Source organism: Paenibacillus sp. P36, assembly GCF_045866505.1.
Lineage (GTDB): Bacteria > Bacillota > Bacilli > Paenibacillales > NBRC-103111 > Paenibacillus_E > Paenibacillus_E chondroitinus.
In genome coordinates this window covers 1,355,685-1,380,057 of record NZ_AP038372.1, presented here as the reverse complement: position 1 = coordinate 1,380,057, position 24,373 = coordinate 1,355,685, and the positions used below count along the sequence as shown (strand labels likewise).

The 24,373-nt window shown below is 44.9% G+C and carries 26 protein-coding genes and 1 riboswitch; of the genes, 11 read left to right on the top strand and 15 right to left on the bottom strand.

From position 1 onward, the window contains the following. Positions 1 to 53 precede the first annotated feature (53 nt). The 3 genes from ACKTT9_RS06415 to ACKTT9_RS06405 all read right to left on the bottom strand — a co-directional run bounded on the left by ACKTT9_RS06415 (position 54) and on the right by ACKTT9_RS06405 (position 3,610). A complete protein-coding gene (locus ACKTT9_RS06415; RefSeq protein WP_407870920.1) occupies positions 54 to 1,703 on the bottom strand; it encodes a fibronectin type III domain-containing protein in 1,650 nt (549 codons plus the stop codon). Positions 1,704 to 1,740: 37 nt separating this feature from the next. Further along, on the bottom strand, positions 1,741 to 2,604 hold the full coding sequence (locus ACKTT9_RS06410; protein WP_407870919.1) for a hypothetical protein: 864 nt from the start codon (positions 2,602 to 2,604) through the stop codon (positions 1,741 to 1,743). A 106-nt stretch (positions 2,605 to 2,710) separates the two neighbouring features. Then, complete coding sequence (locus ACKTT9_RS06405) at positions 2,711 to 3,610, bottom strand: LysR substrate-binding domain-containing protein (protein ID WP_407870918.1); 900 nt, start codon at positions 3,608 to 3,610, stop codon at positions 2,711 to 2,713. Between the two features lie 169 nt (positions 3,611 to 3,779). Here ACKTT9_RS06405 and ACKTT9_RS06400 point away from each other — a divergent pair, with 169 nt between their 5' ends. From ACKTT9_RS06400 to ACKTT9_RS06385, 4 genes are read left to right on the top strand one after another with little or no spacing between them, the layout of a single operon-like run. After that, entirely contained in the window at positions 3,780 to 4,742 is a 963-nt protein-coding gene (locus tag ACKTT9_RS06400; protein WP_407870917.1) for an ABC transporter ATP-binding protein, read from the top strand. A 39-nt stretch (positions 4,743 to 4,781) separates the two neighbouring features. After that, complete coding sequence (locus tag ACKTT9_RS06395; protein ID WP_407870916.1) at positions 4,782 to 5,888, top strand: ABC transporter substrate-binding protein; 1,107 nt, start codon at positions 4,782 to 4,784, stop codon at positions 5,886 to 5,888. Positions 5,889 to 5,912: 24 nt separating this feature from the next. Beyond that, positions 5,913 to 7,571 carry an ABC transporter permease gene (locus ACKTT9_RS06390; RefSeq protein ID WP_407870915.1) on the top strand — a complete coding sequence of 553 codons (1,659 nt, stop codon included), beginning with the start codon at positions 5,913 to 5,915 and terminating at the stop codon, positions 7,569 to 7,571. Then, positions 7,568 to 8,869, top strand: coding sequence for an MBL fold metallo-hydrolase (locus tag ACKTT9_RS06385; protein WP_407870914.1), 1,302 nt, complete (start codon positions 7,568 to 7,570; stop codon positions 8,867 to 8,869). The genes ACKTT9_RS06390 and ACKTT9_RS06385 overlap by 4 nt, the downstream gene beginning before the upstream one ends. A 12-nt stretch (positions 8,870 to 8,881) precedes the next feature. On the opposite strand, the gene ACKTT9_RS06380 is transcribed toward ACKTT9_RS06385, so the two are convergent. The 8 genes from ACKTT9_RS06380 to ACKTT9_RS06345 all read right to left on the bottom strand — a co-directional run bounded on the left by ACKTT9_RS06380 (position 8,882) and on the right by ACKTT9_RS06345 (position 13,873). Further along, a complete protein-coding gene (locus ACKTT9_RS06380; RefSeq protein ID WP_407870913.1) occupies positions 8,882 to 9,445 on the bottom strand; it encodes a 5' nucleotidase, NT5C type in 564 nt (187 codons plus the stop codon). 26 nt (positions 9,446 to 9,471) lie between these two features. After that, entirely contained in the window at positions 9,472 to 10,116 is a 645-nt protein-coding gene (locus ACKTT9_RS06375; RefSeq protein WP_407870912.1) for a pentapeptide repeat-containing protein, read from the bottom strand. A 34-nt stretch (positions 10,117 to 10,150) separates the two neighbouring features. After that, positions 10,151 to 10,759: a sigma-70 family RNA polymerase sigma factor gene (locus ACKTT9_RS06370; RefSeq protein ID WP_407870911.1), complete on the bottom strand. Its 609-nt coding sequence runs from the start codon at positions 10,757 to 10,759 to the stop codon at positions 10,151 to 10,153. Positions 10,760 to 11,037: 278 nt separating this feature from the next. After that, complete coding sequence (locus ACKTT9_RS06365; RefSeq protein WP_315953176.1) at positions 11,038 to 11,781, bottom strand: TerC family protein; 744 nt, start codon at positions 11,779 to 11,781, stop codon at positions 11,038 to 11,040. Then, positions 11,750 to 11,959 carry a TerD family protein gene (locus ACKTT9_RS06360; protein WP_407870910.1) on the bottom strand — a complete coding sequence of 70 codons (210 nt, stop codon included), beginning with the start codon at positions 11,957 to 11,959 and terminating at the stop codon, positions 11,750 to 11,752. The genes ACKTT9_RS06365 and ACKTT9_RS06360 overlap by 32 nt, the downstream gene beginning before the upstream one ends. Positions 11,960 to 12,043: 84 nt before the next feature. Beyond that, on the bottom strand, positions 12,044 to 12,631 hold the full coding sequence (locus ACKTT9_RS06355) for a TerD family protein (protein WP_407870909.1): 588 nt from the start codon (positions 12,629 to 12,631) through the stop codon (positions 12,044 to 12,046). 32 nt (positions 12,632 to 12,663) lie between these two features. After that, complete coding sequence (locus ACKTT9_RS06350; RefSeq protein ID WP_407870908.1) at positions 12,664 to 13,245, bottom strand: TerD family protein; 582 nt, start codon at positions 13,243 to 13,245, stop codon at positions 12,664 to 12,666. A gap of 28 nt (positions 13,246 to 13,273) precedes the next feature. Then, positions 13,274 to 13,873 carry a TerD family protein gene (locus ACKTT9_RS06345; protein WP_407870907.1) on the bottom strand — a complete coding sequence of 200 codons (600 nt, stop codon included), beginning with the start codon at positions 13,871 to 13,873 and terminating at the stop codon, positions 13,274 to 13,276. Between the two features lie 237 nt (positions 13,874 to 14,110). Between ACKTT9_RS06345 and ACKTT9_RS06340 the strand changes: the two genes are divergently transcribed. Genes ACKTT9_RS06340 through ACKTT9_RS06320 form a run of 5 tightly spaced genes read left to right on the top strand, consistent with a single transcriptional unit; the run spans position 14,111 to position 19,240 of the window. Beyond that, the gene (locus tag ACKTT9_RS06340; RefSeq protein ID WP_407870906.1) at positions 14,111 to 15,631 is read left to right on the top strand and encodes a spore germination protein; all 1,521 of its coding nucleotides are present in this window, start codon (positions 14,111 to 14,113) and stop codon (positions 15,629 to 15,631) included. After that, entirely contained in the window at positions 15,624 to 16,712 is a 1,089-nt protein-coding gene (locus ACKTT9_RS06335; protein WP_407870905.1) for an endospore germination permease, read from the top strand. The genes ACKTT9_RS06340 and ACKTT9_RS06335 overlap by 8 nt, the downstream gene beginning before the upstream one ends. Before the next feature lie 5 nt (positions 16,713 to 16,717). After that, on the top strand, positions 16,718 to 17,923 hold the full coding sequence (locus ACKTT9_RS06330) for a Ger(x)C family spore germination protein (RefSeq protein ID WP_407870904.1): 1,206 nt from the start codon (positions 16,718 to 16,720) through the stop codon (positions 17,921 to 17,923). Next, positions 17,920 to 18,147, top strand: coding sequence for a hypothetical protein (locus tag ACKTT9_RS06325; protein WP_407870903.1), 228 nt, complete (start codon positions 17,920 to 17,922; stop codon positions 18,145 to 18,147). The genes ACKTT9_RS06330 and ACKTT9_RS06325 overlap by 4 nt, the downstream gene beginning before the upstream one ends. 16 nt (positions 18,148 to 18,163) lie before the next feature. Next, positions 18,164 to 19,240: an endospore germination permease gene (locus ACKTT9_RS06320; protein WP_407870902.1), complete on the top strand. Its 1,077-nt coding sequence runs from the start codon at positions 18,164 to 18,166 to the stop codon at positions 19,238 to 19,240. Between the two features lie 62 nt (positions 19,241 to 19,302). Here ACKTT9_RS06320 and ACKTT9_RS06315 read toward each other — a convergent pair whose 3' ends face one another. Further along, complete coding sequence (locus tag ACKTT9_RS06315; protein ID WP_407870901.1) at positions 19,303 to 20,007, bottom strand: CAP domain-containing protein; 705 nt, start codon at positions 20,005 to 20,007, stop codon at positions 19,303 to 19,305. Between the two features lie 4 nt (positions 20,008 to 20,011). After that, positions 20,012 to 20,147, bottom strand: a riboswitch (cyclic di-AMP (ydaO/yuaA leader). Positions 20,148 to 20,326: 179 nt separating this feature from the next. Here ACKTT9_RS06315 and ACKTT9_RS06310 point away from each other — a divergent pair. Beyond that, a complete protein-coding gene (locus tag ACKTT9_RS06310) occupies positions 20,327 to 20,560 on the top strand; it encodes an alpha/beta-type small acid-soluble spore protein (RefSeq protein ID WP_127453088.1) in 234 nt (77 codons plus the stop codon). A gap of 53 nt (positions 20,561 to 20,613) precedes the next feature. On the opposite strand, the gene ACKTT9_RS06305 is transcribed toward ACKTT9_RS06310, so the two are convergent. Further along, on the bottom strand, positions 20,614 to 21,459 hold the full coding sequence (locus tag ACKTT9_RS06305; RefSeq protein ID WP_407870900.1) for a DNA ligase: 846 nt from the start codon (positions 21,457 to 21,459) through the stop codon (positions 20,614 to 20,616). A 182-nt stretch (positions 21,460 to 21,641) separates the two neighbouring features. Between ACKTT9_RS06305 and ACKTT9_RS06300 the strand changes: the two genes are divergently transcribed. Beyond that, positions 21,642 to 21,818: a hypothetical protein gene (locus ACKTT9_RS06300; protein ID WP_164819526.1), complete on the top strand. Its 177-nt coding sequence runs from the start codon at positions 21,642 to 21,644 to the stop codon at positions 21,816 to 21,818. Positions 21,819 to 21,893: 75 nt separating this feature from the next. Here ACKTT9_RS06300 and ACKTT9_RS06295 read toward each other — a convergent pair whose 3' ends face one another. Together ACKTT9_RS06295 and ACKTT9_RS06290 are read right to left on the bottom strand one after the other, a co-directional pair. Then, entirely contained in the window at positions 21,894 to 23,423 is a 1,530-nt protein-coding gene (locus ACKTT9_RS06295) for an extracellular solute-binding protein (RefSeq protein ID WP_127453090.1), read from the bottom strand. A 71-nt stretch (positions 23,424 to 23,494) separates the two neighbouring features. Next, the gene (locus ACKTT9_RS06290) at positions 23,495 to 24,373 is read right to left on the bottom strand and encodes a carbohydrate ABC transporter permease (protein WP_127453092.1); all 879 of its coding nucleotides are present in this window, start codon (positions 24,371 to 24,373) and stop codon (positions 23,495 to 23,497) included.

Here is a 24,373-nt window from a genome sequence, read left to right as displayed (position 1 = left end):
GCCAACATAAATAAAACCACCTTCAAAGAAGGTGGCTCAGGAGTTTACATGTATTATTGATAGGAAGGTACAAGGGCAGTGCCACCCAGACCAGATGGTGTGCTGCTTGATTTGCTAATGGCAATTTTATCTACTTTAGCCCCATCTTCCCTCACTTTAATATAAAGCGTGTGTGAACCTGTTGATAATGAAATTGAACTGCTAGGTTTTTTCCAAGCCCAACTGGAGCTTCCTGTTGTTACTTGTTTGCTGCTGCCAGCATCAACCGCCACATTAAAGCTGTCTGAACTGCCATCAGGTCCTTGTGAAAGTAAGAAGATATAGAATGAACCACCATTTGTGACCTCAAGATCATATTTAATGTAGTTCGTTTCACTATCGCCGGAGCCATTAGGCGTTTCCATATTCACTGCCCCTGAACAGGCAGAGCAAGCTGCTTCAATGAATGTCCCGTTTTTAGCAGTGAATTTCTCAGCTTCAATATACGATACAGCACTTCCATTCACGTTGTAGTAAAGTGCGCCTGTTCCAGTGCCACCATCAGCAAGTGTAGTTGCACTGACTGCATTACTTGCGATCGACTTGTTACCGGCCGCATCCTTTGCAATAACCGTATATGTGTATGATGTTGAGGCAGTTAAACCTGTGTCAGTGTACGTGTTGGAGTTGGCTGAACCAACCAAAGCACCATTGCGATAAACTTCATAACTTGTAACGCCAACATTATCAGAAGAGGCCGTCCACCCCAGTATTACTTGGGTACTGGAAGCTGCTGAAGCTGTTAAGCCTGTTGGGACGGATGGGGCAGTGGTATCTTGGGTTGGTGCCACTGGTGCATAACGTTCCATAATCAAGCTTGTTTTAAGAATATCGGACTCCACTAACCAGCCTTTTGTACGAAGCAAATTTATTAAATCAGTTCGTGCACTCGTTGCTTCGCTTAAACTATCTGTTTTAAATGAGGCTTCTACGATGTCTTCTGTACCTGTTTTATCTGCATTTAAAATGGTCCAGATTTCAATGTCTAATTCTAGATCATCGAAGTCTCCCTTATACCGTTTGAAATCGATAGGCCCGTAAACTACCGAGTTGTTTAACTGTGCAGTTCCCCAGCCCGCGCTAGTCCAATTCGTAAATTTGGCCGGCGCATTGGCAACAGAAATGGAGCGAGATGTGGTCAAATTAGGTGCATTCAATCCACTACCGCTATAGCCGGACACCGTTAAGTCTTTTTCATATTGTACACTTAATGTTTGTTTATTAAGCGTCCAGTCAACTTGAAACTCAAACCCGGATGCTGAGCTATCCAACCCCTCACTGGCTGCTGTCGTTAACGCAGCGTTAATATCCCCGCCGGTTACCGGATATCTCTTCTTAAATTGGAGCTGATGCGTGCTCTCGTCACTTCTCTTACGGATTCGATCACTCCAACCTTGACCATCCATCGTGCGTCCGGCAGTATCCATGTATTGGACACGATAGCTTTTGGCCGAGGAACCTGTTGAGAATTGGTTACGCACACTGCTCACTAAGTTATGGCTCGAATCAACAACAATGCTTGGCGCCAGATTAAGTTTGACTTCATAGCTTGGTGTTCCATTCGCAGCGGAAGCTAATTTAGGCGAAATCATTCCACCCGTCAAAAGAATAGCTGCAGCCGTAGTCGCTAAGATCGTCTTAGACGTTTTTCTCATATGAATCATTTCTTCATCTCCCATGATTTATCATAGTTTTAAATGATTAGTAACGATCCATAATCAGCTGAGTTTTCAAAGAATCTTGAGCTAGAAACCATCCTTTACCTTGCAAATACGTAATGAGTTCATCATGCTTGGCTGAAGCTGTCGATTGACTAGTTGTTTTGAAAGATGCTTCTACAACATATTCTGTCCCTGTGCCTGCTGCATTCCGAATTGGCCATACTTCGATGTATAGTTGCTGACCGCTCCAAGTACCAATCGAACGTTTGGCAAGTACAGGGCCATAAATACGAGAGGAAGACAGTTTACTAGTCCCCCATCCGCTTGAGACCCAGTTATTAAATTTATCAGGAGCATTGTTGATAAGAAGACTGCGTGAATCAGCTTGGTTAGGAAGATCCATACCGCTATAACCTGATTTGCTGCCACTTTTCGTACGAGTAATACTCAAGGTTTTCTTTTGGTAACCCCATTCAACTTGAGCTTCATATCCTGTATCCCCTGAATTGAAGCCCTCTTGGTTAGCTAAAGTTAACGCGCCATTGATATCATTACCTGTGATAGCATAACGTTTTTTATAACTAAGTTCGAAATCGTTCTCGCCTTCTGTTTTGCGAATTCTCGGACTCCATCCATTGTTGTAAATATCTTCAGCATTCGTGTCGAGAAATTGAACATTCATTTTCGTTACGGTTTCCGGCATGCCAAAAGCTGATCTCACGGTGCTTGTTAGCTTGAAGTCCGACCCAAGAACGGCACTCGGATTAAGAAGAAGCTTGACCTCATAATCCGGAACCATGTTGCTTGCAGCCGATGCAGATTGAGGGGCACCCCCAAATCCAACTAATGCACTTGTTCCTACGAGTGCAGCCATGACCAACTTTAATGCCTTTTTCTTAAACATTATTTCAACTCCTCTACGTTTTTGGAAAGGTTTCCCTCTCAGACAAGAGCATAAAGAAGTTTTGTCATTGGATTGTCAGCTGAACGTGTCTTTTTTGTAAAAGAATTTACTCACTCTGGACAGAATCACGCAAGTACTGGAAAAAACTATCAAAGAATGAGGACCGAATCCGATCTTCGTTGTATGTGAAATAGATATAACGTTTAAAGGGATTTTGGGGGATTTCACGATACACCAGCTCTTCTCGCTGCATCTCTTTTGCAATCGCCATCTTTGAAATAATCGAGACGCTGTCGCCGGTTAAGACCGCTTGCTTGATGGCCTCCAAGGAGTCCATCTCCATGACGGGTTTCAGTTCTATGCCTAAGCTTTTGGCCCATTTTAATGTCATGGTGCGCGTGCTAGACTCTTGTCCATGCAAAATAAAAGGAACGTCCTTTAATACCTCTGGATGAAGATTAGGTTGCCTCGCCAAGCGATGTTTCGGGTTAAAAAAGAAAACCAGCTCGTCCTCACATAACGTTTCCCCGATCAGGGGCGCCCACTGAAAGGGCTCCGCCGACATAATGCCAATATCGATTTCATGATTCAAAAGCATTTCTTGAATGACAGGAGAGGTCCTGATAGTAAGCGAAATTGAAATTTGCGGATAAAGTTTAGAGAAACCACTTAAAATGCTCGGAAGCACATACGTGCCAGGCACGTAACTTGCTCCAATCTTCAAATGTCCGCTGCCTCTCTCATCAAACTCCTTCACAACTCTCTCCGCTTCTTGAGCCAACGCATTAATCTTCTTTGCATAGTGGTTCAAGGATTGTCCCGCTTCTGTCAAATGCACTTTTCCTGCTTTTGAATAAAATAAACCTACGCCTAACTCTTGCTCCAAGCTTTTCATATGAAAGGAAACCGTCGGCTGCTTCAACCCTAATTGATCGGCAACTGTGGTAATTCGTTTGTGTTTATCCAGTAGCTCTACGATTTGCAGCTTAATTAAATTCCAGTTCATTGCGAAACTCTCCTTATCCATCATGGCCTGCAAAATCATTATAGAAAAAATCTATGGAGAATAATAGTTTCCCAACAAAAACTTAACAATAGATTTACCTTAAGTTGACACTCCGCTAATTTTGCTCGCCTAAACTAAGATTGTTCCTAAGAACGGAAGGAAGCTTGAGATGACTTTACAACTTCACGGTATCAACAAATCCTTCGGCGCCTCGCCGGCGCTCAAGGACATTCAACTAACCCTTGCCAAAGGGAAATTTACAACTTTGTTAGGACCATCTGGGTGCGGTAAGACAACATTGCTCCGAATCATTGCAGGTCTAGAGTCTCCAGATCAAGGTGAGATTCATTTGGGAGATGTTTGTCTCTTCTCCAAGAGCCGCAGAATTAACCGCCCGGTTCATCAAAGAGATTTTGGTATGGTGTTTCAGGATTTTGCCCTTTGGCCGCATTTGACGGTCTTGGAGAATGTTGCTTTTGGACTCAAGGCAAAAGGCGATACAACAAATTGGCATCAACGTGCAATGGAAGCTATTGACTTGGTTCAACTTATGGGAATGGAAAAGCGATATCCCCACCAACTGTCCGGCGGCCAACAACAGCGGGTCGCACTTGCCCGGGCCATTGTGGTTCGTCCACAGCTTGTCTTATTCGATGAGCCCATGAGTGCTTTAGACGCTCTATTGCGCGAAGAAATGCGTATCGAACTTATGAATCTGGTACGAAATATTGGCTTCACGGCCATTTATGTAACACACGACCAGATCGAAGCCATGTCCATGTCGGATGAAATTGTCGTCATGCAAAGCGGGGTCATTTTGCAAAAAGACACACCTGAGGCCATTTATCGTAAGCCTACCCACCCGTTTACAGCCCGTTTTATCGGTAAGACCAACTGGTTGGAGACGGACAAGCGACTCATTCGCCCTGAACATATCCATTGGGAACGCTTGACGGAACAAGACCTTGTGTATTCAGGGGTAGTACAAGCTGTCAGCTATATCGGCGAGCGCTATGAAATCAGTGTAGATGTTGGTGAAAAGGAAGTTTGGATGGCCTATCATCCATCACGGTTGGCAATAGGTGAAAATGTAAACCTTTATATTTCAAAAGAACAGATTCATGAATTGTAGTGAGTTGACATCAACCAAAATTGAGAGGGTGTATGTAAAATGAAAACGAAAATGAAGAAAAACTTTCAAATGAGTACCATAGCTTTGATGTCCGTTCTATTAGGTGTTAGCTTAACTGGCTGCGGCACAGCAAGCAAAACCTCCAATTCAAGCCCATCTACGGCTACTCCAGCTGCGCCAACTGCTTCAACGGCTGCTGCAACAGTGGCACCAACGCCTGAGGCAAAGAAGCTTAGCGGAAAAATTGTTGTTTACAGTGCAGGCCCGGCTGATCTAGCTACCAATATCCAAAAAGGCTTTAAAGCCAAAACAGGTGTGGAAGTTGAAATGTTCCAAGGCACAACAGGTAAAATTTTAGCTCGTATGGAAGCTGAGAAAGCAAATCCTGTTGTTGACGTAGTTGTCTTAGCTTCCCTTCCTTCAGCAATCGGTATGACAAAAAGCGGATTAACTCTACCTTTCAAAGAAGCTAAAAATGCCGATAAGTTGATTACGGATTATTCCGATAAAGATGGAAATTATTTCAGCTACAGCCTGTCTGCACTAGGTATTGCTTACAACACCAAGACGGTTACTAACCCTCCAAAAGAGTGGAGCGATCTAACCAAACCAGAATGGAAAGATAAAGTGAATATTCCGGATCCTGCTCAGTCTGGTTCAGCACTTGATTTCATGACAGGCTACGCGAATAAAAACGGTGATTCTGCTTGGGACTTGTTTGGTAAAGTGAAAGCTAATGGCGCTATTATTGCAGGTGCAAACCAAGAAGCTATGGATCCTGTTATTTCCGGTGCTAAAAGCATCGTAATGGCAAGCGTTGACTACATGACATATGCCTCCAAAGCAAAAGGCGAGCCAATTGATTTAATTTATCCTGCAAGTGGTACAGTCATCTCACCACGCCCTGCCATGATTATGAAGTCCAGTAAAAATGTAGATGCATCTAAGGCATTTATTGAATACCTACTTTCTGACGAAGCACAAAAAATGGTTACTGACTCCTACCTGCTTTCCGGGCGCAGTGATATCCAAGTACAAGGAAGAGTAAGCGCGAAAGACATTCCTGCCATTAAGGTTGACTGGAATTGGATGAATGATAATCAAGCCGGCGTGACACAGAAATTTACGCAATTGTTCAAAAAGTAAGCTCCGGACGGGGATGACGATTAAATGGTATTCAAACGTACGGGGACGTTTCTGGCATTGCTGCTTCTAGCAATGCTGGTCGTCCTTCCTCTTTTATTTGTATCGTTCAAAAGTATTTGGGTGAATGGCTCACTCGATTTATTGGCACCCATTCGGGTCGTGTTGGAGAAGGATCTGACTGGTGTATTCAGTCACTCTTTAATGCTCGGTATATGGGTCGTGGTTGGTTGTACGCTGCTTGCGCTGCCCTTAGCTTGGATCATGGCCAAAACACCGCTTCGCAAGCATCGTTGGCTCGATATTGTGCTGCTCATACCTTTCATGACACCGCCGTATATTGGCTCCATGGGATGGATCTTATTTATGCAGCCTCGCGGTTATCTTGAGCAATTTTTTCCAGGGGCGCAATGGATTAGCAGCCAGTTCTTCAGCTTGTTTGGAATGATTACGATCATGAGCCTTCATTTGTTTCCGTTTCTCTACTTAATTTTACGTAATGCAATTCTCCAAATTGGCAGCAACAAAGAAGAGGCTGCCGCTGTTCACGGGGCTAGCTTCTTTTATTCGCTACGCCGTGTCATGCTGCCGCTAGTGTTCTCCAGCTATATCATGGGCGCACTGCTAATCTTCGTCAAAACATTGGCTGAATTCGGCACACCGGCAACATTCGGCCGGCGAATCGGGTATTTCGTGTTAACGACCGAAATCCAAGCCTCAATCTCTAGTTGGCCTGTCGACTTTGGGAAAGCAACATCGCTAGCTTCCCTATTATTATTGGCTTGTCTTGTACTTTGGTACATCCAATCGGTAGTAGTTCGCCGGAATTCTTATAATCTTGTCGGCGGCAAAGGCACCCGTGACAAAGTTTCCTTCTATCTCGGCTGGCAGCAAGCGATAGCCTGGCTTTATGTAGCTCTGTTACTCGCTGCATCCATTGGCATCCCGTATTTCTCCATCATTTCAGCTTCGCTGATGAAGCTCCGCGGAGGTGGGCTGGCATGGAACAACCTGACGCTGCTTCATTACGGCGAGCTGCTGAAATGGGGCTCACCAAGCATGAAAGCGCTGCTGAACAGCCTCGGGCTCGCCCTGCTCGCCGCTTGCTTAGCAGCCGCGCTTGGCACCTGGTTCGCCTTAACGATCGGCCGCGCCAAGCGTCTGCCGCAGCGCATAACTGATATGTTCAGCCTGCTGCCGAACACAGTACCTGATATGGTCCTCGTCGTTGGACTCATTATGTTATGGAATGCGCCATGGATGCCGCTGCATCTCTACAATACCTACGGCATGGTCGTCCTCACTTACGTGGTGTTCTTCCTGCCGTATACGGTCCAATACGTCAAGGCACGTAACGGCCAGTTGGACGAATCCTTGCGGCAAGCCGGGCAAGTCTTCGGCGGGCAGCCCTTGTACGTGTTCCGACGTATTGTCCTGCCACTGCTGCTGCCGGGTATTGTCGCCGGCTGGATGATGACCTTCACCATCTCGCTTAGAGAGCTAGTCGCCTCGCTGATGGTGCTTCCGCCGTCGATGCAAACGTCGGCCACCTATATTTTTGCTCAATTTGAACAAGGTCAAATTTCGCTCGGCATGGCGATGGCCGTCGTTTCCGTCGGTCTCACAACGGTGCTGCTGCTTATTGTGAACAACATGAATACGAACAGAAAGTGGAATGTGGAATGATGCAATTGAACGTCTGGGGCGGCGCTGGCGAGCACGGCCGCTCCTGTTATTGGATAGGTAATGAACAGACATCCATTTTGCTCGATTGTGGTGTAAAACGGGAGGGATTCGGAGAATATCCGCTGATCGACCCGACCAAGGTAGCGGAATTGGACGCGGTATTTCTTTCTCACGCGCATGAGGATCACTCAATCGCTATCCCTTCCCTATACAAGCTAGGTTATTCAGGCAAAGTATATACGACCCGCCTAACCGCACAACAGCTTCCTGGGTATTATGCAGCTTGGGAGAAACATGTCAAACTGCAAGGTGGAGAATTGCCCTACGATGAAGCGGATATCGCTCAAGTCCAATACGCTTTCATCGAAGACATGGCCCCGCCTCAGCAATGGATTGAGTTCTCTTCAACACTTCGCATATGTTGGGGGCGCAGCGGTCATATGCTGGGTTCGATATGGATGCTTCTAGAAATTGATGGGAAGCGATTGTTTTTTTCCGGAGATTACAGCGAAGATGCCCTGCTTCTGGGCACAGATGTACCAGAGGACATCATCACTGGAGGCATTCCTCTAGATGCAGCAATTATTGATGCCGCTTATAGCACCGATATCGAATACCAAAACGAGAAGCTGGAGAAGCTTTTCACTGCGGCTGAGGAGATTTTAAATGAAGGTGGTCAGCTGCTGCTGCCTGTTCCTGTTTGCGGTAGAGGGCAAGACCTGCTCCTGCTTATGCGTCAGCGTTTCCCGGCAACGCCGATACGGGCCGAATATGAGCTCATTCAGGCTATGGAGCTAATGCTGCAACACGCCGATTGGTTGAAACCAGGTATGGAACGTATCCTTACAGAGGCTTTAAGTAATGGATCCTTTGAATTCATCCACAATGAGGGTCAACGTGAACGATTATTCCATGAGGATATGGCCAATTCACGGGCAGCTATCTGGTTCACAAGTGATGGTATGATGCAATCTCCCAAATCTCAATGGTACTACGAGCAATTTCGTACAAACATGACGAACAGCATTCTTTTAACCGGACACGTCGCTATGGGAACAAGAGCACAACGGCTTCTAACGATGAGCGATGAAGAACGCGGCTGTCAATTGAAAATGGTTCGATACAAGATCCATCAAGGGTTGCCTGATGTGCGCAAGATGACGCAATTGTTACGCAGCAAACATAAGCTTCTAGTCCATGCTCCAAAAAAAGAAACAGATGCCCTGCTTAAGCAGTTAGCATCTGAAGGTATTGAGCATTTACTTTCCTTACAACCGGGTGATACAGTCAATTTGTAGCTATACCGCTTATTATGATTTCAGCTCTTCCCACAACTGATCCCAAGAAGTTATCCGAGGCAAATTGAGATGCTGATTGTAGGATCGGTCTTTTACATAAGCTTTCACTGGCAATTGAGATAAAGTTTCAAGCACTTTCGGCTTATCGTCGAAATAATAATCCAATTGCAAGTCCTCGATAATATGTACTTTCTCGGAATCACTCATTCCGCAATAGAAATGACCTTCCGCAACGGGAAAATCATTTTTAATAAGCCACTCTCGCGTCCGTTCCGTATGCTCTTTAGCTCTTGCCGTAATATAGTAAACCTCATGGCCCTGCTTAACTAACTCGTGTAAGATCTCACGTGCATGCGGGAATGGAGCACAGTCGGAGTAATAAATATCATCGCGGAGGCTCAGCCAGAGCTTCCCTCCCTCTTCTTTCGTCAACCCGAAAGCGTCATGAATCTCCATGGTAGTTAGAGCCTGAAACACGTCCAACCCGATATTTTGATTCAGCTTGCGATTATAAATGTGAAAAGCATGTTCTCTTAAATTAATGAGTGTATCATCAATATCAAAACCAAATTTCACCGTTGCCCCTCATTTCACTAGTACCTTTATTCCTTTAGTATAAGCCCAAAAAGACTTGCGAATACAGAAGCTTGCCCTCTCGAAATGATGCAGCCGCGTAATTCTTCCACACCCACGCCTAGACTAGTGAAATCGCAGGAACTAAGATCGATTCCAGCCAATTTGGCTCCCGTGAACTGAGCACGATCCAGCTTACATGTCTCAAAGTACATCTTTTGCAGCGTTGTCTCATAGAAATCAGCACTTAAAAGCGAACACCCTTCAAAAGCAACTTGTCTGAAATTAGCCATTCGGAAATTAACATAATCCCCTAAACAGGAATCGAACAGCACATTACGAATGGTTGCTCCTGTCATATCCATCCCGATAATTTTGCAATTCCTAAATTCAGTTCTGTGAATTGTAGCTTCTCCGAAATCTACATTCGATAAATCACATTTCTCGAAGATGACGTCGGTTAACTCAATGTCTTTCATAGCAATTCGTGTGAAGGTGACATTTCGAAAAATAATTTTATCAAAAGCAACTTTTGACGCTTTCTGATTATCCATTGTACAATCGCTTATAATTCCAGTGTGAAAGCTATCTTCCGAGTTCAGCCCTTCATCGGGCAGTGATATCGAAGGCAACTCTTTCGGCATCTTTGGTGCTTCAATTTTGGAAGTGCTCATTCGGATGCTCCTCTGTCTACTAGAATGATTATGTTTAAAAAATGATAACGGATGTCAGGCTTTGCAGCATAAAGAATAGCGAGCCCCATTTACGTTTAATGTAATTTCGGCCGCGAAATAGCCTTGTTTTGATCGTCGTAACCGGTAAGTTCACTTCTTTGCTGATGTCTTCCAGAGACATATCTAGAAAGTATTTATACACGATCAGCGTTTTATATTTATCGGGCAGCTCGCGAATCATCAGCTCTACCTGTTCGGCTGTTTCTTGCTCAATTAATTGAAGTTCAGGTGTTTTCTCAAGGCTTGTCAGCTTATCATAAAAAGGCAGCGCATCTTGAAATGGATTTGGATTGGTATCCATGGACAACTCCGACTTCTTTTTACGCAAAAAATCAATGGTCACATTTTTGCCAATGCTAAAAATCCAAGTAGAGAAATTTTTACTTGCGTCAAAGCGATGGGAGTGCTGATACGCCCGTAGAAACGTCTCTTGTACGACATCCTCCGAATCCGATTTGTTACGCAGCATCCGATAGGCTAACCGGTAAATTCTGTCCTTATACAGCTCAAGAAGTCGGCTGAACGCTTTGGAATCCCCTTGAGTCCACATTGTTGCAAGCTGACTATCGCTTAATTGCAGCATGTTACAGCTCCTTTTTCTTAACTGCCATCTTTTCGACTCTATCTTTATATTCTACCAAATCGAATCAAAAAAAAGAAACCTTTACAGGTTCCATAGGTGTCTATTTATCGATAAATTTGGACACAGATTCTGCTTTTTCAGAGGCTGCGACGACAATGAGCACGAGAATGATTCCACAGAGTATAAACCCGCCTATTATCATGCTGTGCACCTTCTTTGAATGAGTTGAGATCCTCTTATTCAAAGATATGATGCACAGTTTCAATTATGCACTCTTTTTAGTTGTGAGATTCTGTTTTGTTTTTATTACGCAGTAGGCTGAGAATAATCGTACCGCCAAACAAAGCAATAATCACGGAGAAGAAAAGAACATGGGAGATATGGATTCCAAAAGCGCCGGCGATCATCTTAAGACCGATTACGATAATAAGAATGAAAGCTGTTTTTTCCAATTCCGGAATTTTATCAATTAATTTCAAGAAGACTTGGGCAACGCCTCTCATCATGAGTACACCCAAAATACCTCCGAGGAACAATACCCACACCTTTTCACTGACACCAAAAGCAGCAAGTACGCTGTCCACACTAAATGCAATATCCATCACTTCTACCGCTAATACTGTACGCCAGAAGGAAAGACCTTTGTTCTTTACTTCGCCATTCTCATCCTCTTCATGTTTCTTGAAGAAGAGATTACTGATTGCGATCCAGAGGAGATAAAGACCACCAAGTACTTTAATCCATGTAATTTGAACTAAGAATGTACCCACACCGATAGCTACAAATCTAAAGATGTAAGCACCAATAAGTCCGTAAAATAACGCCTTTTTCTGCTGTTCCTTAGGTAAATGTCTTACCATAACCGCGAGTACCAACGCATTATCCGCCGAAAGCAAGCCCTCTAAGATAACAAGTGTACCGATAATCCCCCAGTTTACGGGATCCGTCACTGTTTCCGATAACACTTCCCAGCTAAAAAAGCTAAGAAAGTTATTGATGAAACTTTGAAAAAAATCTGCCATGCTTCTTGACCCTCCTGTAATTTTCCCAAGTATTTACTGCCTGCAACCCACTCTCATACCCATCCGAGGAGTCAGATCCAATTGCGCTAACTTTACACGCTGCACCGTATCTATATAATTCTCCTGCAACTATAGCTGTCTCGATGGAGAAGTGATTTTCCAGTTCATATTCCAGCATATCTTGCTAGTGCCTGGATGAAGTATGCCTATTGGCTAGCAAAGGGGTGATGCCTAAACTGCACCACCCCAACTAGTTTAAGCTTTACTCCGCATCAAGTCCATAATTTTTGCATAATGCTTGAAGACCGCCTTGGAAGCCGCTTCCAACCGCTTGGAATTTCCATTCCTGACCTTGGCTGTCACGATATAACTCACAAATGACAACCGCAGTTTCAATTGAAAAATCTTCCCCTAGATCATAGCGTAAAATTTCTTGATTTGTTACTTCATCGAAAAGACGAACGAACGCATTGGACACTTGTCCGAAATTCTGATTGCGGCTTGCTGCATCATGGATAGTTACGGCAATACCGATACGGTGGATATGCGCAGGGATTTTCGAAAAATCAACCTTGATCTGCTCGTCATCTCCGTCTCCATCACCAGTCCGGTTGTCTCCCGTATGTTGAACCGAACCATCTCCACCAACTAAATTGTTATAAAAAATGAAATCCTCGATGCCTTTGGCTTTATTGTCTGCATGCAGCAGAAAGGCGGAGGCATCTAAATCGAAAGAATGACCGCCGGAATATTTGTTGGTATCCCAGCCTAAACCGATAATCGCCTTCGTTAAACCAGGGTTTGTTTTGGTTAAGTCAATTCTTTGACCTTTGGACAAGCTGATTGCCATATCCAACAGCTCCTTAGAATATTTTTGACTTATTAGGAAGTTTGCAAGCCGTAATCACGAGCTAGTCCACCGAGACCATCTTTGTAGCCGCTTCCGATTGCGCTGAATTTCCATTCGCCATTGTGACGATACAATTCACCAATTACTACGCCAGTTTCGATGGAGAAGTCTTCGCCAAGATCGTAACGGATCAATTCCGCGCCAGATCCTTCGTTAAGGATACGCACATAAGCATTGGATACTTGTCCGAAGTTTTGGCTCCTTACATCCGCTTCATGGATTGTGATACAGAATGCAATCTTTTCTGTTTCAGCCGGTATATTAGCCAAATCCACGCTAACTTGCTCATCATCCCCGTCTCCAGCGCCTGTACGATTGTCACCGTTATGAACAATGGATCCATTCGCATTTTTGCGGTTGTTATAGAAAATGAAGTCAGCTTCAGAATTCACTTTGCCAGCTGCGTTCACACAGAAAATCGAAGCATCTAGATCGAAATCTTTACCGCCATCGTATTTATTCGTGTCCCAACCTAAGCCAACAACCACTTTCGTCAGACCTGGGTTTGATTTTGTCAAATCAACTTTTTGACCTTTAGATAATGAAATCGCCATGGATAATGACCTCGCTTTGTATAGTGGATTATGTGTAGCGTTTAACTAATTGACCAATTGTCGTATCCGTGCTGGCTTCACCAATCGCATTGAATTTCCATTCGCCGCTATGACGGTATATTTCACCGACGATCAAAGAAGTTTTCCCAGCATAGTTATCCGTTAAATTAAATTTAACCAATTCTTGTTTATTGGAATCATTCAGAATTCGAATATAAGCCGATTGAATCAGACCGAAATCCTGCTTTCTATTAACGCAATCGTAGATATTTACGACGAAAATGATTTTATGAACGTCTGCAGGCACTTGACTCAAGTTAACCGAAATTTGCTCATCATCGCCATCGCCTTCACCTGTACGGTTATCTCCGGAGTGAACAACTGAGCCATCGGGACTTTGTAAATTCGCGAAGTACACGACATTTTTCTCTTTTGTCAGTTTACCATTCGCATCCAATAAAATAACTGAAGCGTCGCAATCGATCTCAACCGTTGTTTTTTTCGTTCCGAAAAAGCCTTTTTTCTCAAGCACAGCAGGATCCCAACCGAGACCTACAACCACCTTAGTAAGACCAGCATTTCCTTTTGTTAAATCGATCTTTTGACCTTTGACCAAACTGATAGTCAATCAGGCCACCTCCTTCACAACTTGTTTTGTAGTACGCTCAATACTTTGATACGGATGAACGCCCATCACGTTTCACAAGTTTCGATTAATTTTTCAGACTCCATACATATTTTTACTTTACAACACTATTTTATCCAAAATTCGCTAATTTTTTTGTTTGATCGTTCCTCGAAGAATTGGTTTAGCAACCAGCTTAATTGGACAAACAGATAATTATCACATCTAAGGAGCGTTCTCATGGATGCAAGTTTGTCGAATTCATTGGAAGCTGTTTCCTACTCACTCGATGATAACCTTCGAACTCTTCAGGTTATATATACAAAATGCAAAGATGTCAATTTCCACGATTTCCTTATTGGAGGAACAACCAGAGCCCTCATCGTTTATATCGAAGGGATGGTTAATCTTGAATCATTGGATCGAAACGTCCTAAGTCCTTTACTTAGCGAGACTATAGAAGAATGGAATTACACGGAAAAGGAACTGTCATCCATTATTTCCATCTCGGCTGTTAAGGAGACTTCGACATTCTCAGACATTATTGCTCATCTTTCTGGAGGCAATGTCGAACTTTTCATCGATGGAATTCCTTTGGCATACTCGCTAGGTCTCGCTCAATGGGAAAAGAGAAACATTGAGGAACCGTCGGCAGAATCCGTTATTCGCGGACCACGCGAGGGATTTACCGAAACAATGTCTGTTAATACAGCTATGCTTCGGAGAAAAATTAAAAGTCCTTCCCTCAAAATGGTTTCGTACAAAGTAGGAAAACACACACGCACGGAAGTCGTCGTTATTTACATGGAGGGCATCGCCAATGAGGGGCTCATTCAGGAAGTTGAGCAACGGATTGCCGAAATTGAAATCGACGGTATTCTGGAAAGCGGATATATCGAGGGTTTAATTGAAGATCATCCGCTGTCTCCTTTTCCACAAATTCAAGTAACGGAACGTCCGGATGTTGTCTCCGCGGCGCTTCTGGAAGGCCGTACAGCGATTCTGGTAGACGGAACGCCATTTTCTTTGATAGCGCCAGCCACGCTGTTCTCGCTTTTGCAATCGCCAGAGGACTATTATCAAAGATTTATTATCGGAACCTTAATTCGATGGCTGCGCTATTTGTTTTTTTTCATAACACTGCTGCTTCCATCTTTGTATGTGGCAATTTTGACGTTTCATCAAGAGATGGTTCCCACATCCCTCCTGCTCAGCATTGCGAAGTCCAGAGAAGATATTCCGTTTCCCGCACTCGTTGAAGCTCTTCTTATGGAAATTTCTTTCGAAGCGCTCCGCGAAGCCGGTGTTCGTCTCCCGAAGCAGGTAGGTGCCGCTGTTAGTATCGTAGGCGCGCTCGTCATTGGACAAGCCGCAACCTCCGCAGGTTTAGTGTCGGCTCCAATGGTCATGGTGGTGGCTATCACGGGAATCGCCTCCTTCATGATGCCGCAGTATTCTACAGGCATCGCTTTGCGAATGCTTCGATTTCCCATCATGATCTTATCGGGAATTCTAGGGCTGCTTGGACTCATGCTTGGATTTATTGTTATCGTGATCCACCTCTGCTCCTTAAGGTCACTAGGCGTTCCTTACCTTCAACCGCTTGCGCCGATTAAAGCAAAAGAGTTGAAAGATGTAATCTTTCGCGCACCGATCTGGTCCATGCGGACCCGCCCTAAATTTACCGGAAGGATGAATGCGATTCGGCAGCCCTCTGGACAACGACCAGACTCGCCAAAAGGGGATGACATTCATGATTGAAAAGGGACGTATCTCCCCCCTTCAATTAGCTATCATTATGCATCCAACTGTCCTGGCTACCGCCACTTTATCTGTCCCGTCCATCACGATGAAAACCGCCGGCATTGATATGTGGATGACACCACTGGTTGCGACAATAGTAGGGCTTTTGTCCGTGATTGTTATGTATCGCCTGTATATCAAATATCCGGAATTAACCTTCATCCAATATACGGAATCGATTCTCGGCGTGTACGCAGGGAAGGCACTCTCCGGTTTCTTTCTCGTGTCGTTTCTCTTTACGAATGGGCTCGTTGTGCGCGAATACGGGGAATTTGTCATCGGTAACTTTTTACATGAAACACCGATAGCACTCGTCATTTTTTGTATGGTAGCTGTATGTGCGTATGTCTTATATGAGGGAATTGAGGTTCTCGCCAGAGTCTCGCAAATCCTTATTCCTTCGGCTGTGCTCATCATTTTCATCATGCTGATCTTGATGATTCCTGATCTTCATCCCAAAGAGATGTTTCCTATTCTGGGAGACGGGCCGCTTCCCCTACTAGTGGGGTCACTTGTCCCCTCTTCTTGGTTTAGCCAGTTTTTTATGTTGTCGTTTCTTTATCCATTTTTGAATAAAAAAAAGTATGTCTTGCAGTGGAGCTTCCTCAGCGTCGGCATTGTCATGATCACCTTGCTCACGATTAATCTGACCATTTTATTAATGTTCGGATCGCTTACAGTTAAATTCAATTACGCTTTCCTCATTGCCGTACGTTATATTTCCATCTCTGACTTTCTGGAACATGTGGAAGCACTAATGATGACCATTTGGATCATCGGGATGTTCATTAAGGTATCGCTGGTCTACTATGCCACTGTGCTTGGTACGGCACAATGTTTGGGACTATCTGATTATCGGCCTCTTATTATTCCGGTTGGCTTTCTGATCGTGCTGCTCAGCTTTTGGGTTTCTCCTAATTTTCAGGAACTCATGCACGCTATTGGAACGAATATCCCTTTTTTGGCACTGATCACACAGCTAGGTATTCCCTCCATGCTTCTTATTGCCGCTTCTTTCAGAAAGGGGCAACAAGGATGAAAGCGATGTTGAAGCTACTCTTAACGGCAAGTCTCTTCACCTCGCTGCTGACGGGCTGCTGGGATCGGACAGAAGTGAATGATTTGGCACTCGTCACCGGAGCAGCGATTGATAAATATGACGATAGGTCGATCGAATTAACGTTACAGATTTTTATCCCACGAAGTCCCGGCGGCGGTGGCGGCGGGTTGGAAAGCAGCAACAAAGGAGGCAGCGTTCAAACTTCCCTCGTCAAATCCGCGGTAGGCGTAGATATTGCTGATGCGATGTCTAAGATTCAAGAGAAGATGCCGCGCAAAATTTTCTGGGGCCATGCCGAAATTATTATTTTCGGTGAGTCTGTCGCACGACAAGGGGTTCGAGACGAGGTTGATTACTTAATGAGAGCGCCTCAGCCGCGAGAACGTTCCTTTATGTATGTTTGCAAAGGAAGCGCACGCGAAATTCTCGAGATGAATACACGGCTGGAGCGGAACTCCTCCGAGATCATGAGGGAGATTGCCAAGAGCAAAATCATTCTTAGTGTAACGTTGGCGGATTTGGCACAAATGTTGACGAATCAGTCCGGTGCCGCCGCCCTGCCTTATATTGAGCTCCTTGGGGCAAACACGCCGAGAAATCACGACGACACAGGGAGTTTCACCAATTATACGGCCATATTCAAAGACGATAAGATGGTTGGCACCATTGACGATCCAACCACCCGCGGCCTGCTTTGGCTCAGGGACGAGATTAAAACAGCCGTCGTTACTGTGACGCCGGAAGGTGTTTCCGGCCATGTCTCCCTTCGATTGTTGAAAAGCGAGACGAAACTGGAGCCAATCATCGAAAACGGGAAATGGCGCATGAACGTCTGGATTCATACGGAAGATGATGCCCTGCAAAATACAACTTCGCTGGATATCGCCTCCGATCACCAAGCTGTTAAACGCGTGGAAGCCGCTATGAATGATGACATTGAAGAGCGTGTCGCAGTTGCTTTACGAAAGGTTCAGCAAGGTTTCAAAACGGACATTTTTGATTTCGCTGGGGAATTCCACCGAGCGTATCCTAAGGAGTGGCGGCAAAACCAGAAACGTTGGAATGAGATCTTCCCGAACGTCGAAGTTACTGTACAATCGGATGCCAGAATGCTGCGTCCTGGGCTATCCAGCATCAAGTCTTCTCGATCCCAGGAGGAAAAAGATAAGGAAGAGGAGTATCGCCAATGACATCCAAAGACATTCCCCTATGCATGGCCGCGTGCTTGATCATCACTCTCTTTCAATGGTTTCGCTTGAAAAACAGGCCGACCAAAGAAAAAGCGGCTTATCTCTCTATTTTAGCCTTATGCTGGATTCTAGCGATCGCTTTAGTTATGAATCCGGGAATGCCAGGTCCGACGCAGTTGGTAAATTACATTTTCTACCCTCTTGGTAAACTCTTAGATCATTAAAGGAGCACTTACGGACATGCAGATTGGCGGGAAACAATTATTCTGGATGATATTGACCATGCAGCTGGGAATGACCATTTTACTGACAATAAATCCATCTATTCAAACGGCGAAGCAAGATGCCTGGCTTTCAACCGTTTGCGCAACCGGAATAGGTGTAGGGGTCGCTTATGTTTGCTCACGGTTGAGTCTATATCATCCAGGGCAAACCATCGTAGAATTTTCCAAGAGATTATTTGGTCGATACATCGGCTATACGGTTACAGTGGTGTATTTCATCTACTGGTACAGCGTGCTTGCTATCATTATAAGGCAGTACGCAGAGTTCATCGTTGCGACTATTTTGCCCAAAACTCCAATCCTTGTCCCGATGCTAGGCATGCTCCTCGTTGCAATCTATGTAACTTTCTCAGGCATAGAGGTTATCGCGCGATGCTGCGAAATCTTAGGACCTTTAACCCTACTTGGGATTGCTATTCCTCTCTTGCTGAGCCTTAAAAATGTCCATATTAACAATATCCTTCCCTTCTATGTGGATACCGGTGCGATGACAATCTTAAAAGGATCTCTGCCGACCTCAACATTTCTTGGGGATTGCATCCTTCTGCTCGTCATCATGGGCTTTCTTGCAAAGCCTCAAGATGGGGTGAAACCAGCCATACTCGGGGTGGCTGCGGCAGGTCTGTTAACAAGCATTTCGACTTTCTTAATCCTTTCGGTATTTGGACACATCGCCTCTTCGGGCCAAACCTATCCTTATTTTAATTTGATTCGTTATATTTCCTATTTCGACTTTTTTCAAAACCTCGATTCCTTTGTTATCGCTATCTGGATTATTAGTGTATTCACTAAAGTATCTCTCTACTTTTTCGTTTGCACATATGGAACAGCTCAAAGTTTCGGTCTTAAAAAATGGCGACGCATGATTTGGGTCGTAGCACCGGTTATCGCGCTGCTTACCTTGATTCCTCGGGACTTTATCGATAGTTCCGTGGTATTTCCACAAAAAATCGCGATTCCTTATTTATTACCCATCCATGGGATCATTCTGCCGCTCTTGATGTGGGGAGTTGCCAAGTTGAAATATAAATAAAACCCTTGCGAAATCCCGACTGGGAAATCACAAGGGCTGTTTTTTGTTTTCGCTATAGAGCATTAGTTGCTGATGAATTCCTGCACCCATTCTCCGTTATAATAGGCCACGCCGATTTTCGTGTAATTAGGGTTCAAAATATTTTCACGGTGTCCCGTACTGTTCATCCAAGCCTCCATGACGGTCTCTGGTGTAGGTTGTCCTTTGGCAATGTTCTCACCTGCATAGGAATAAGGAATACCATAAGTGCTCATCATATCAAAAGGTGACCCATAAGTCGGCGACGTATGATCAAAATAGTCGTTGTTGTACATATCTTTGGCTTTATCCAACGCCATAGCTGTAAGGGCGCTATCGCTGGTTAGCGCTTGTAGCCCAGCTTTTACCCGTTCCTGGTTAACTAATGTAACGACTTGGCTGGCAAAAGCGGATTGCGCAGATGTAGCTGGCGTTGATGGTGTTGTTGGGACAGCTGGTGTAGATGGAGCAGGCGCTGACGGGGCTTGTGTTTGAGAGCCGCCGCTAGTCCCTGTGCTGCCAGGAAGGTTCAACGTCATCCCAGACCAGATCACGTCCGGGTTGGCAACCTGAGGGTTAGCCTGAATCAGCGAAGTGAGACTTACGCCATACTTCTGGGAGATCAACCACATGGTATCGTTGTCTGACACCGTATACGTGGCGGATGCCGCCATGGCTGCGCTGGAACTCATAAGGACGCTCAGTCCAATAGCACCGGTTACGACTAGCTGTTTATAACGTTTCAACATAGAAATCTCTCCTTTTTGCGGCCTGCGAGGTTAGCTGTCGGATTCGGGTCAAAGAGTAATCACCCGGCCGCATCAATAGCGGCTTCACCCCAAAGATTGGGTCCCCCGTGCTTTCTAAGAAGCTTCGGCCTTCTAAGTTTTTTGACCATAATCGATCTTTCCGATTGTAACACGGGGTTTTTCCGAAAACATGCCGCAAAATTTTCCAACGCTTTATGAAAGCGCAATCATCATGCTGCAAAAAAAATTTCCAACTCCATGAATAAAAAACCATAACTTCCACAAAATACTCATACACCAAATAAAGGAGTGAATCCAGATGGCTAGCAGTAGAAGCAATACATTACTTGTGCAACAAGCAAAATCAGCTCTTGAGCAAATGAAATACGAGGTCGCTCAGGAATTAGGTATTCAGATTCCTCAGGACGGGTATTATGGCTACATGGCTACTCGTGATACCGGCGCAATCGGCGGACACATTACGAGAAGATTGATTCAAATTGCTGAGCAACAGCTAAGCGGCAGCAGCACAGGTAATTTTAGACGCATGTAATGTACAAAAAAAAGACTGCACCACCACTTCCTCCTTGGTGATCCAGTCTTTTTTTACATCACAAATTCCATGAAAACCGGCGAACGAAGCCTTCCGTTTCTCGTCCAGTTTTTTGTCTTGATTTTGGCCATGAGCCGCGGTTCCATATAAGCAAAATGATTGTCCTCTTTGTAGACTAAGCGGTGCTTCACACCATCGAGCGCCTTCTGATGTTGAGGCGTTACCCCGGTCTCAATCACCCCAACCGGAATCTTCAATCCATTCGCTGAATCAATGGACGCCAGCAAAGCAAAATTATTTTTCCTGTAACCAGAAATATAAACATCTGCATAAGTCCAGTTAATCACTTTTTGCCATTGCCTGGAGCGTTTGTTGCTCTCGTACTTGAAATTTTCTTTTTTCGACTTCAAAATGATGCCTTCAAGCCCATCCTGCCGGATTTTCTCAAAATAATCCACCGCTTTACCCTCGTAAACCTTCACCCTTTTGTACCTGTCAGTCTCGATGAAAGCTTGCTCCAACAGCTCCTTGCGTTTAAGCAAAGGTAATTCAGTGACATCAATTCCCTTGTATTTTAAAATATCAAATGCAAAAAATACAACAGGCGATAAGTCTGTCGGGTTTAAAAATCTGGCTAACATCGCTTCAAAGTCCGGTTTACCTTGATCATCCAAAATCACCAATTCACCGTCAAGGATCGTTCCCTCGGGAAACGGACACTGGAACAACTCAGGAAATTTATGCGTTACCAATTGATTGTCTTTCGTATATACATAGAGTTTGTCCAAATTAGAAAGAATGCACCTGAAACCGTCTAACTTCAGTTCTGCAACATGATGTTTACTGTTATAAGGTCTATTATCTTTGGCGTCTTGCAAAAGCATAGGAGAAATGAACATATAATATCACCCTACGTTAGATAATACTGCACAGTGATTCATCTGCCTATAGGGACTTGAAGGAAATCGAGGCCTACCCGCTCCATTTTCGACAAAACAAGTGCAAACCCTCTCTACAAAGCGACAATCAAATTCGCAGATTCCGTTTATAATGGAGGTAGATGAATGGGAGGGATGTTCGCATGGACAAGCTATTTATCAAAAGACTGCATACGTTAAACCGTCGCGACGAACTTAGATCAATGCTGCTGCTTGAAGGTATCAAAGCCACTCTCAAACGGAAAAAGGAACTCGGCTTATTTTATAGATTGTTCAAGAAAACGAAGAAGAAACCGATGGTTGCTAAAGGATGGAATTGAAGTACCATACGCTACGAGGCGTCCGTGAAAGTAGAGTTTTTCTACCTTCATGGACGCCTCTGCTATAATACAGCCTTACTTGCCGCTCTTCGCGTATTGCGCGCTGAACTCTTCAATGACTTTATCGCCGCCTGCTTTTCTCCACTGTTCGATCGCTTGCTTCCAGCCTGCCTCATCGATTTTGCCCAGGATATACTTCGTACGGGCGTCGTCAATGATCGGCTTCAGCTCGCTGCCTTTGGTCGTTTGTGTCTCGGAAACGAGCGGATTCGTCGGGTTATTGACCGCGATAGCCTCGTTCTCTTTAATCATTTTGCCGTATTTCTCCATGAGCGGTGTTTCTTTCCCCGTCGTTTTTGCCGTATACTTGGCGATTTGAAGTTGCAAATAACTGGAGCCCACTTCGGTGTCCTGCAGCTTTTGATCAATAAATACCGGTTTGCCGTCTTCGATCTTATAGTGTTTGCCCTCGATGCCCCAGCCCAGCAAATCCAGCATCTTCTGATCGGAAATTTTATCAAAGAAGCCAAGAATTTGTTTCAATTCCGCCTCGGTTTTCACACTTGATTTCGGGAACATGAACACACTGTTATAGCCTACGCCGCCCGGCAATCTCTCGCCTTTGGGCCCTGTGATCCGGGAGACGACGTCCACATCCGAGCCAGGGAACGTTTTGGATAGCGATGCCTGATAACCCGCTCCGTCAATCATATTCGAGATTACCGCTCCAGCTTTGCCCTGGTTGATATCGTCTTTCTTCTGTTGATTGTTCAGAACAGGGAAGTCCTGCTTAATGAGCTTCTCGTCGTAAAGCTTTTTATAAAATTTCATCGCTTCGAAATACTCTGGCGCTAGAAAATCAGGGCTTAATTTGCCATCCTTCACTTCCCAGGAATTCGGAGCTCCCATAATGGAGGCTATGACGCCAAAACCGTCCATCGTTTTCTCTTCCGTTAAACCAACCGTGTCCGCTTTGCCGTTTTTGTCCGGATCATTCAGTGTAAACGCTTTAAAAACGTTATATAAATCATCAAGCGTTTTCGGTGCGCTTAAGCCTACGTTTTTCAACCAGTCACTGCGGAAAATAACCCCATAGGTGGACAAATCGCGAGCACGAAATAAGCCGTAAATTTTGCCATCCACTTTGATATTGTCAAAAACGGCCGGGTTCATTTTAGACAGATTCGGATAGTCCTTGAGGTAAGGACCCACTTCCCAGAACACGCCGGCACGCACCGCGCTCAAAATGTTCGAATCCTTATTGTTCTGCACAAGCAGCGCCTTAGGAAGCTCGCCGGAAGCAATCGTGACATTCACCTTTTCTTTGTAGGAAGAGTTGGGGACCCAGGAGATGTCCAATTTCGTGTTCGTATAAGCTTCAATCTGCTTTTGCACTTCACTGTCCGCTTTGGGCGGCTCCGCATACATGAGTGTCATGACACTTAACTTCAAGGGCTCTTTGCTTACGGGAGCACTGCTAGTACCCGCATTCCCTCCTGCAGCTGGACTCGCTTCGTTTCCACAACCGGCCAGCAGCGCAGCAGCGCCAACCATCATTCCCATTGCAGCCAAACCGCTTTTTCTCATTCCCGCGTATTTTCTCATTGTGGCAATGCCTCCCCATAGTCTTATTTTATATGAATGCTTCCCAATCACAATAGTTTTCGGGAGCCTGTTCAACCTTTTACAGAACCGATCATGACTCCTTTGGCAAAATGCTTCTGAAGGAACGGATAGACGAGCAGAATCGGTACCGTTGAAATGACGATGACGGCCATCTTAATGATTTGCGATGGAGGCGCAATATAATTCTGATCAAACTGCGTCGAATCACCGATTCCGCCTTGGGATAAGATGACGATTTGCCTCAGCCAGACTTGGATCGGCCACATTTTCGAATCGTTAATGTACATGATCGCGTTGAAAAAGGTGTTCCAATGGCCTACCGCATAGAACAAGGCAAACGTAGCAAGCACCGGCGCAGATAACGGCAGCACAATTCGGAAAAGCAGGCCCACATCGCTGCAGCCGTCAATTTTGGCCGCTTCCTCAAGTCCCTCGGGCAGCTGACGGAAAAAGCTCACAACGACGATGAGGTTAAACGCACTGATCGCATTGGGAATCAGCAGAGACCAATAGCTGTTCAGCATGCCAAGCGCCTTAACGACAAGGAACGTTGGCAGAATCCCGCCGTGAAACAGCATGGTGAAGACGATCAGCATCATAAACAGCTTTCTTCCTTCAAAATCCTGCCTCGAAAGCGGATAGGCGAGCAGCGATGTGAATAAAAGATTGATAAATGTACCGACCACTGTAATACCGATCGTCACGAATAGGCTGTTCACAATCGTTTGCGTCGAGAAAATGTAGCGGTAACCTTCCAACGAGAAGGAAGTAGGGAACAAAATGAATCCCCGTCTGAGCACCTCTTCCGGCTCTGCAAATGATACCGAGATAATGTAGATAAACGGCAACAGCGTGACGAGAGCAAATAACGCCAGAAACGTGTAATTAAAGCCGTCAAAGATGCGGCTGCCTATGCTTTTATTGATCAT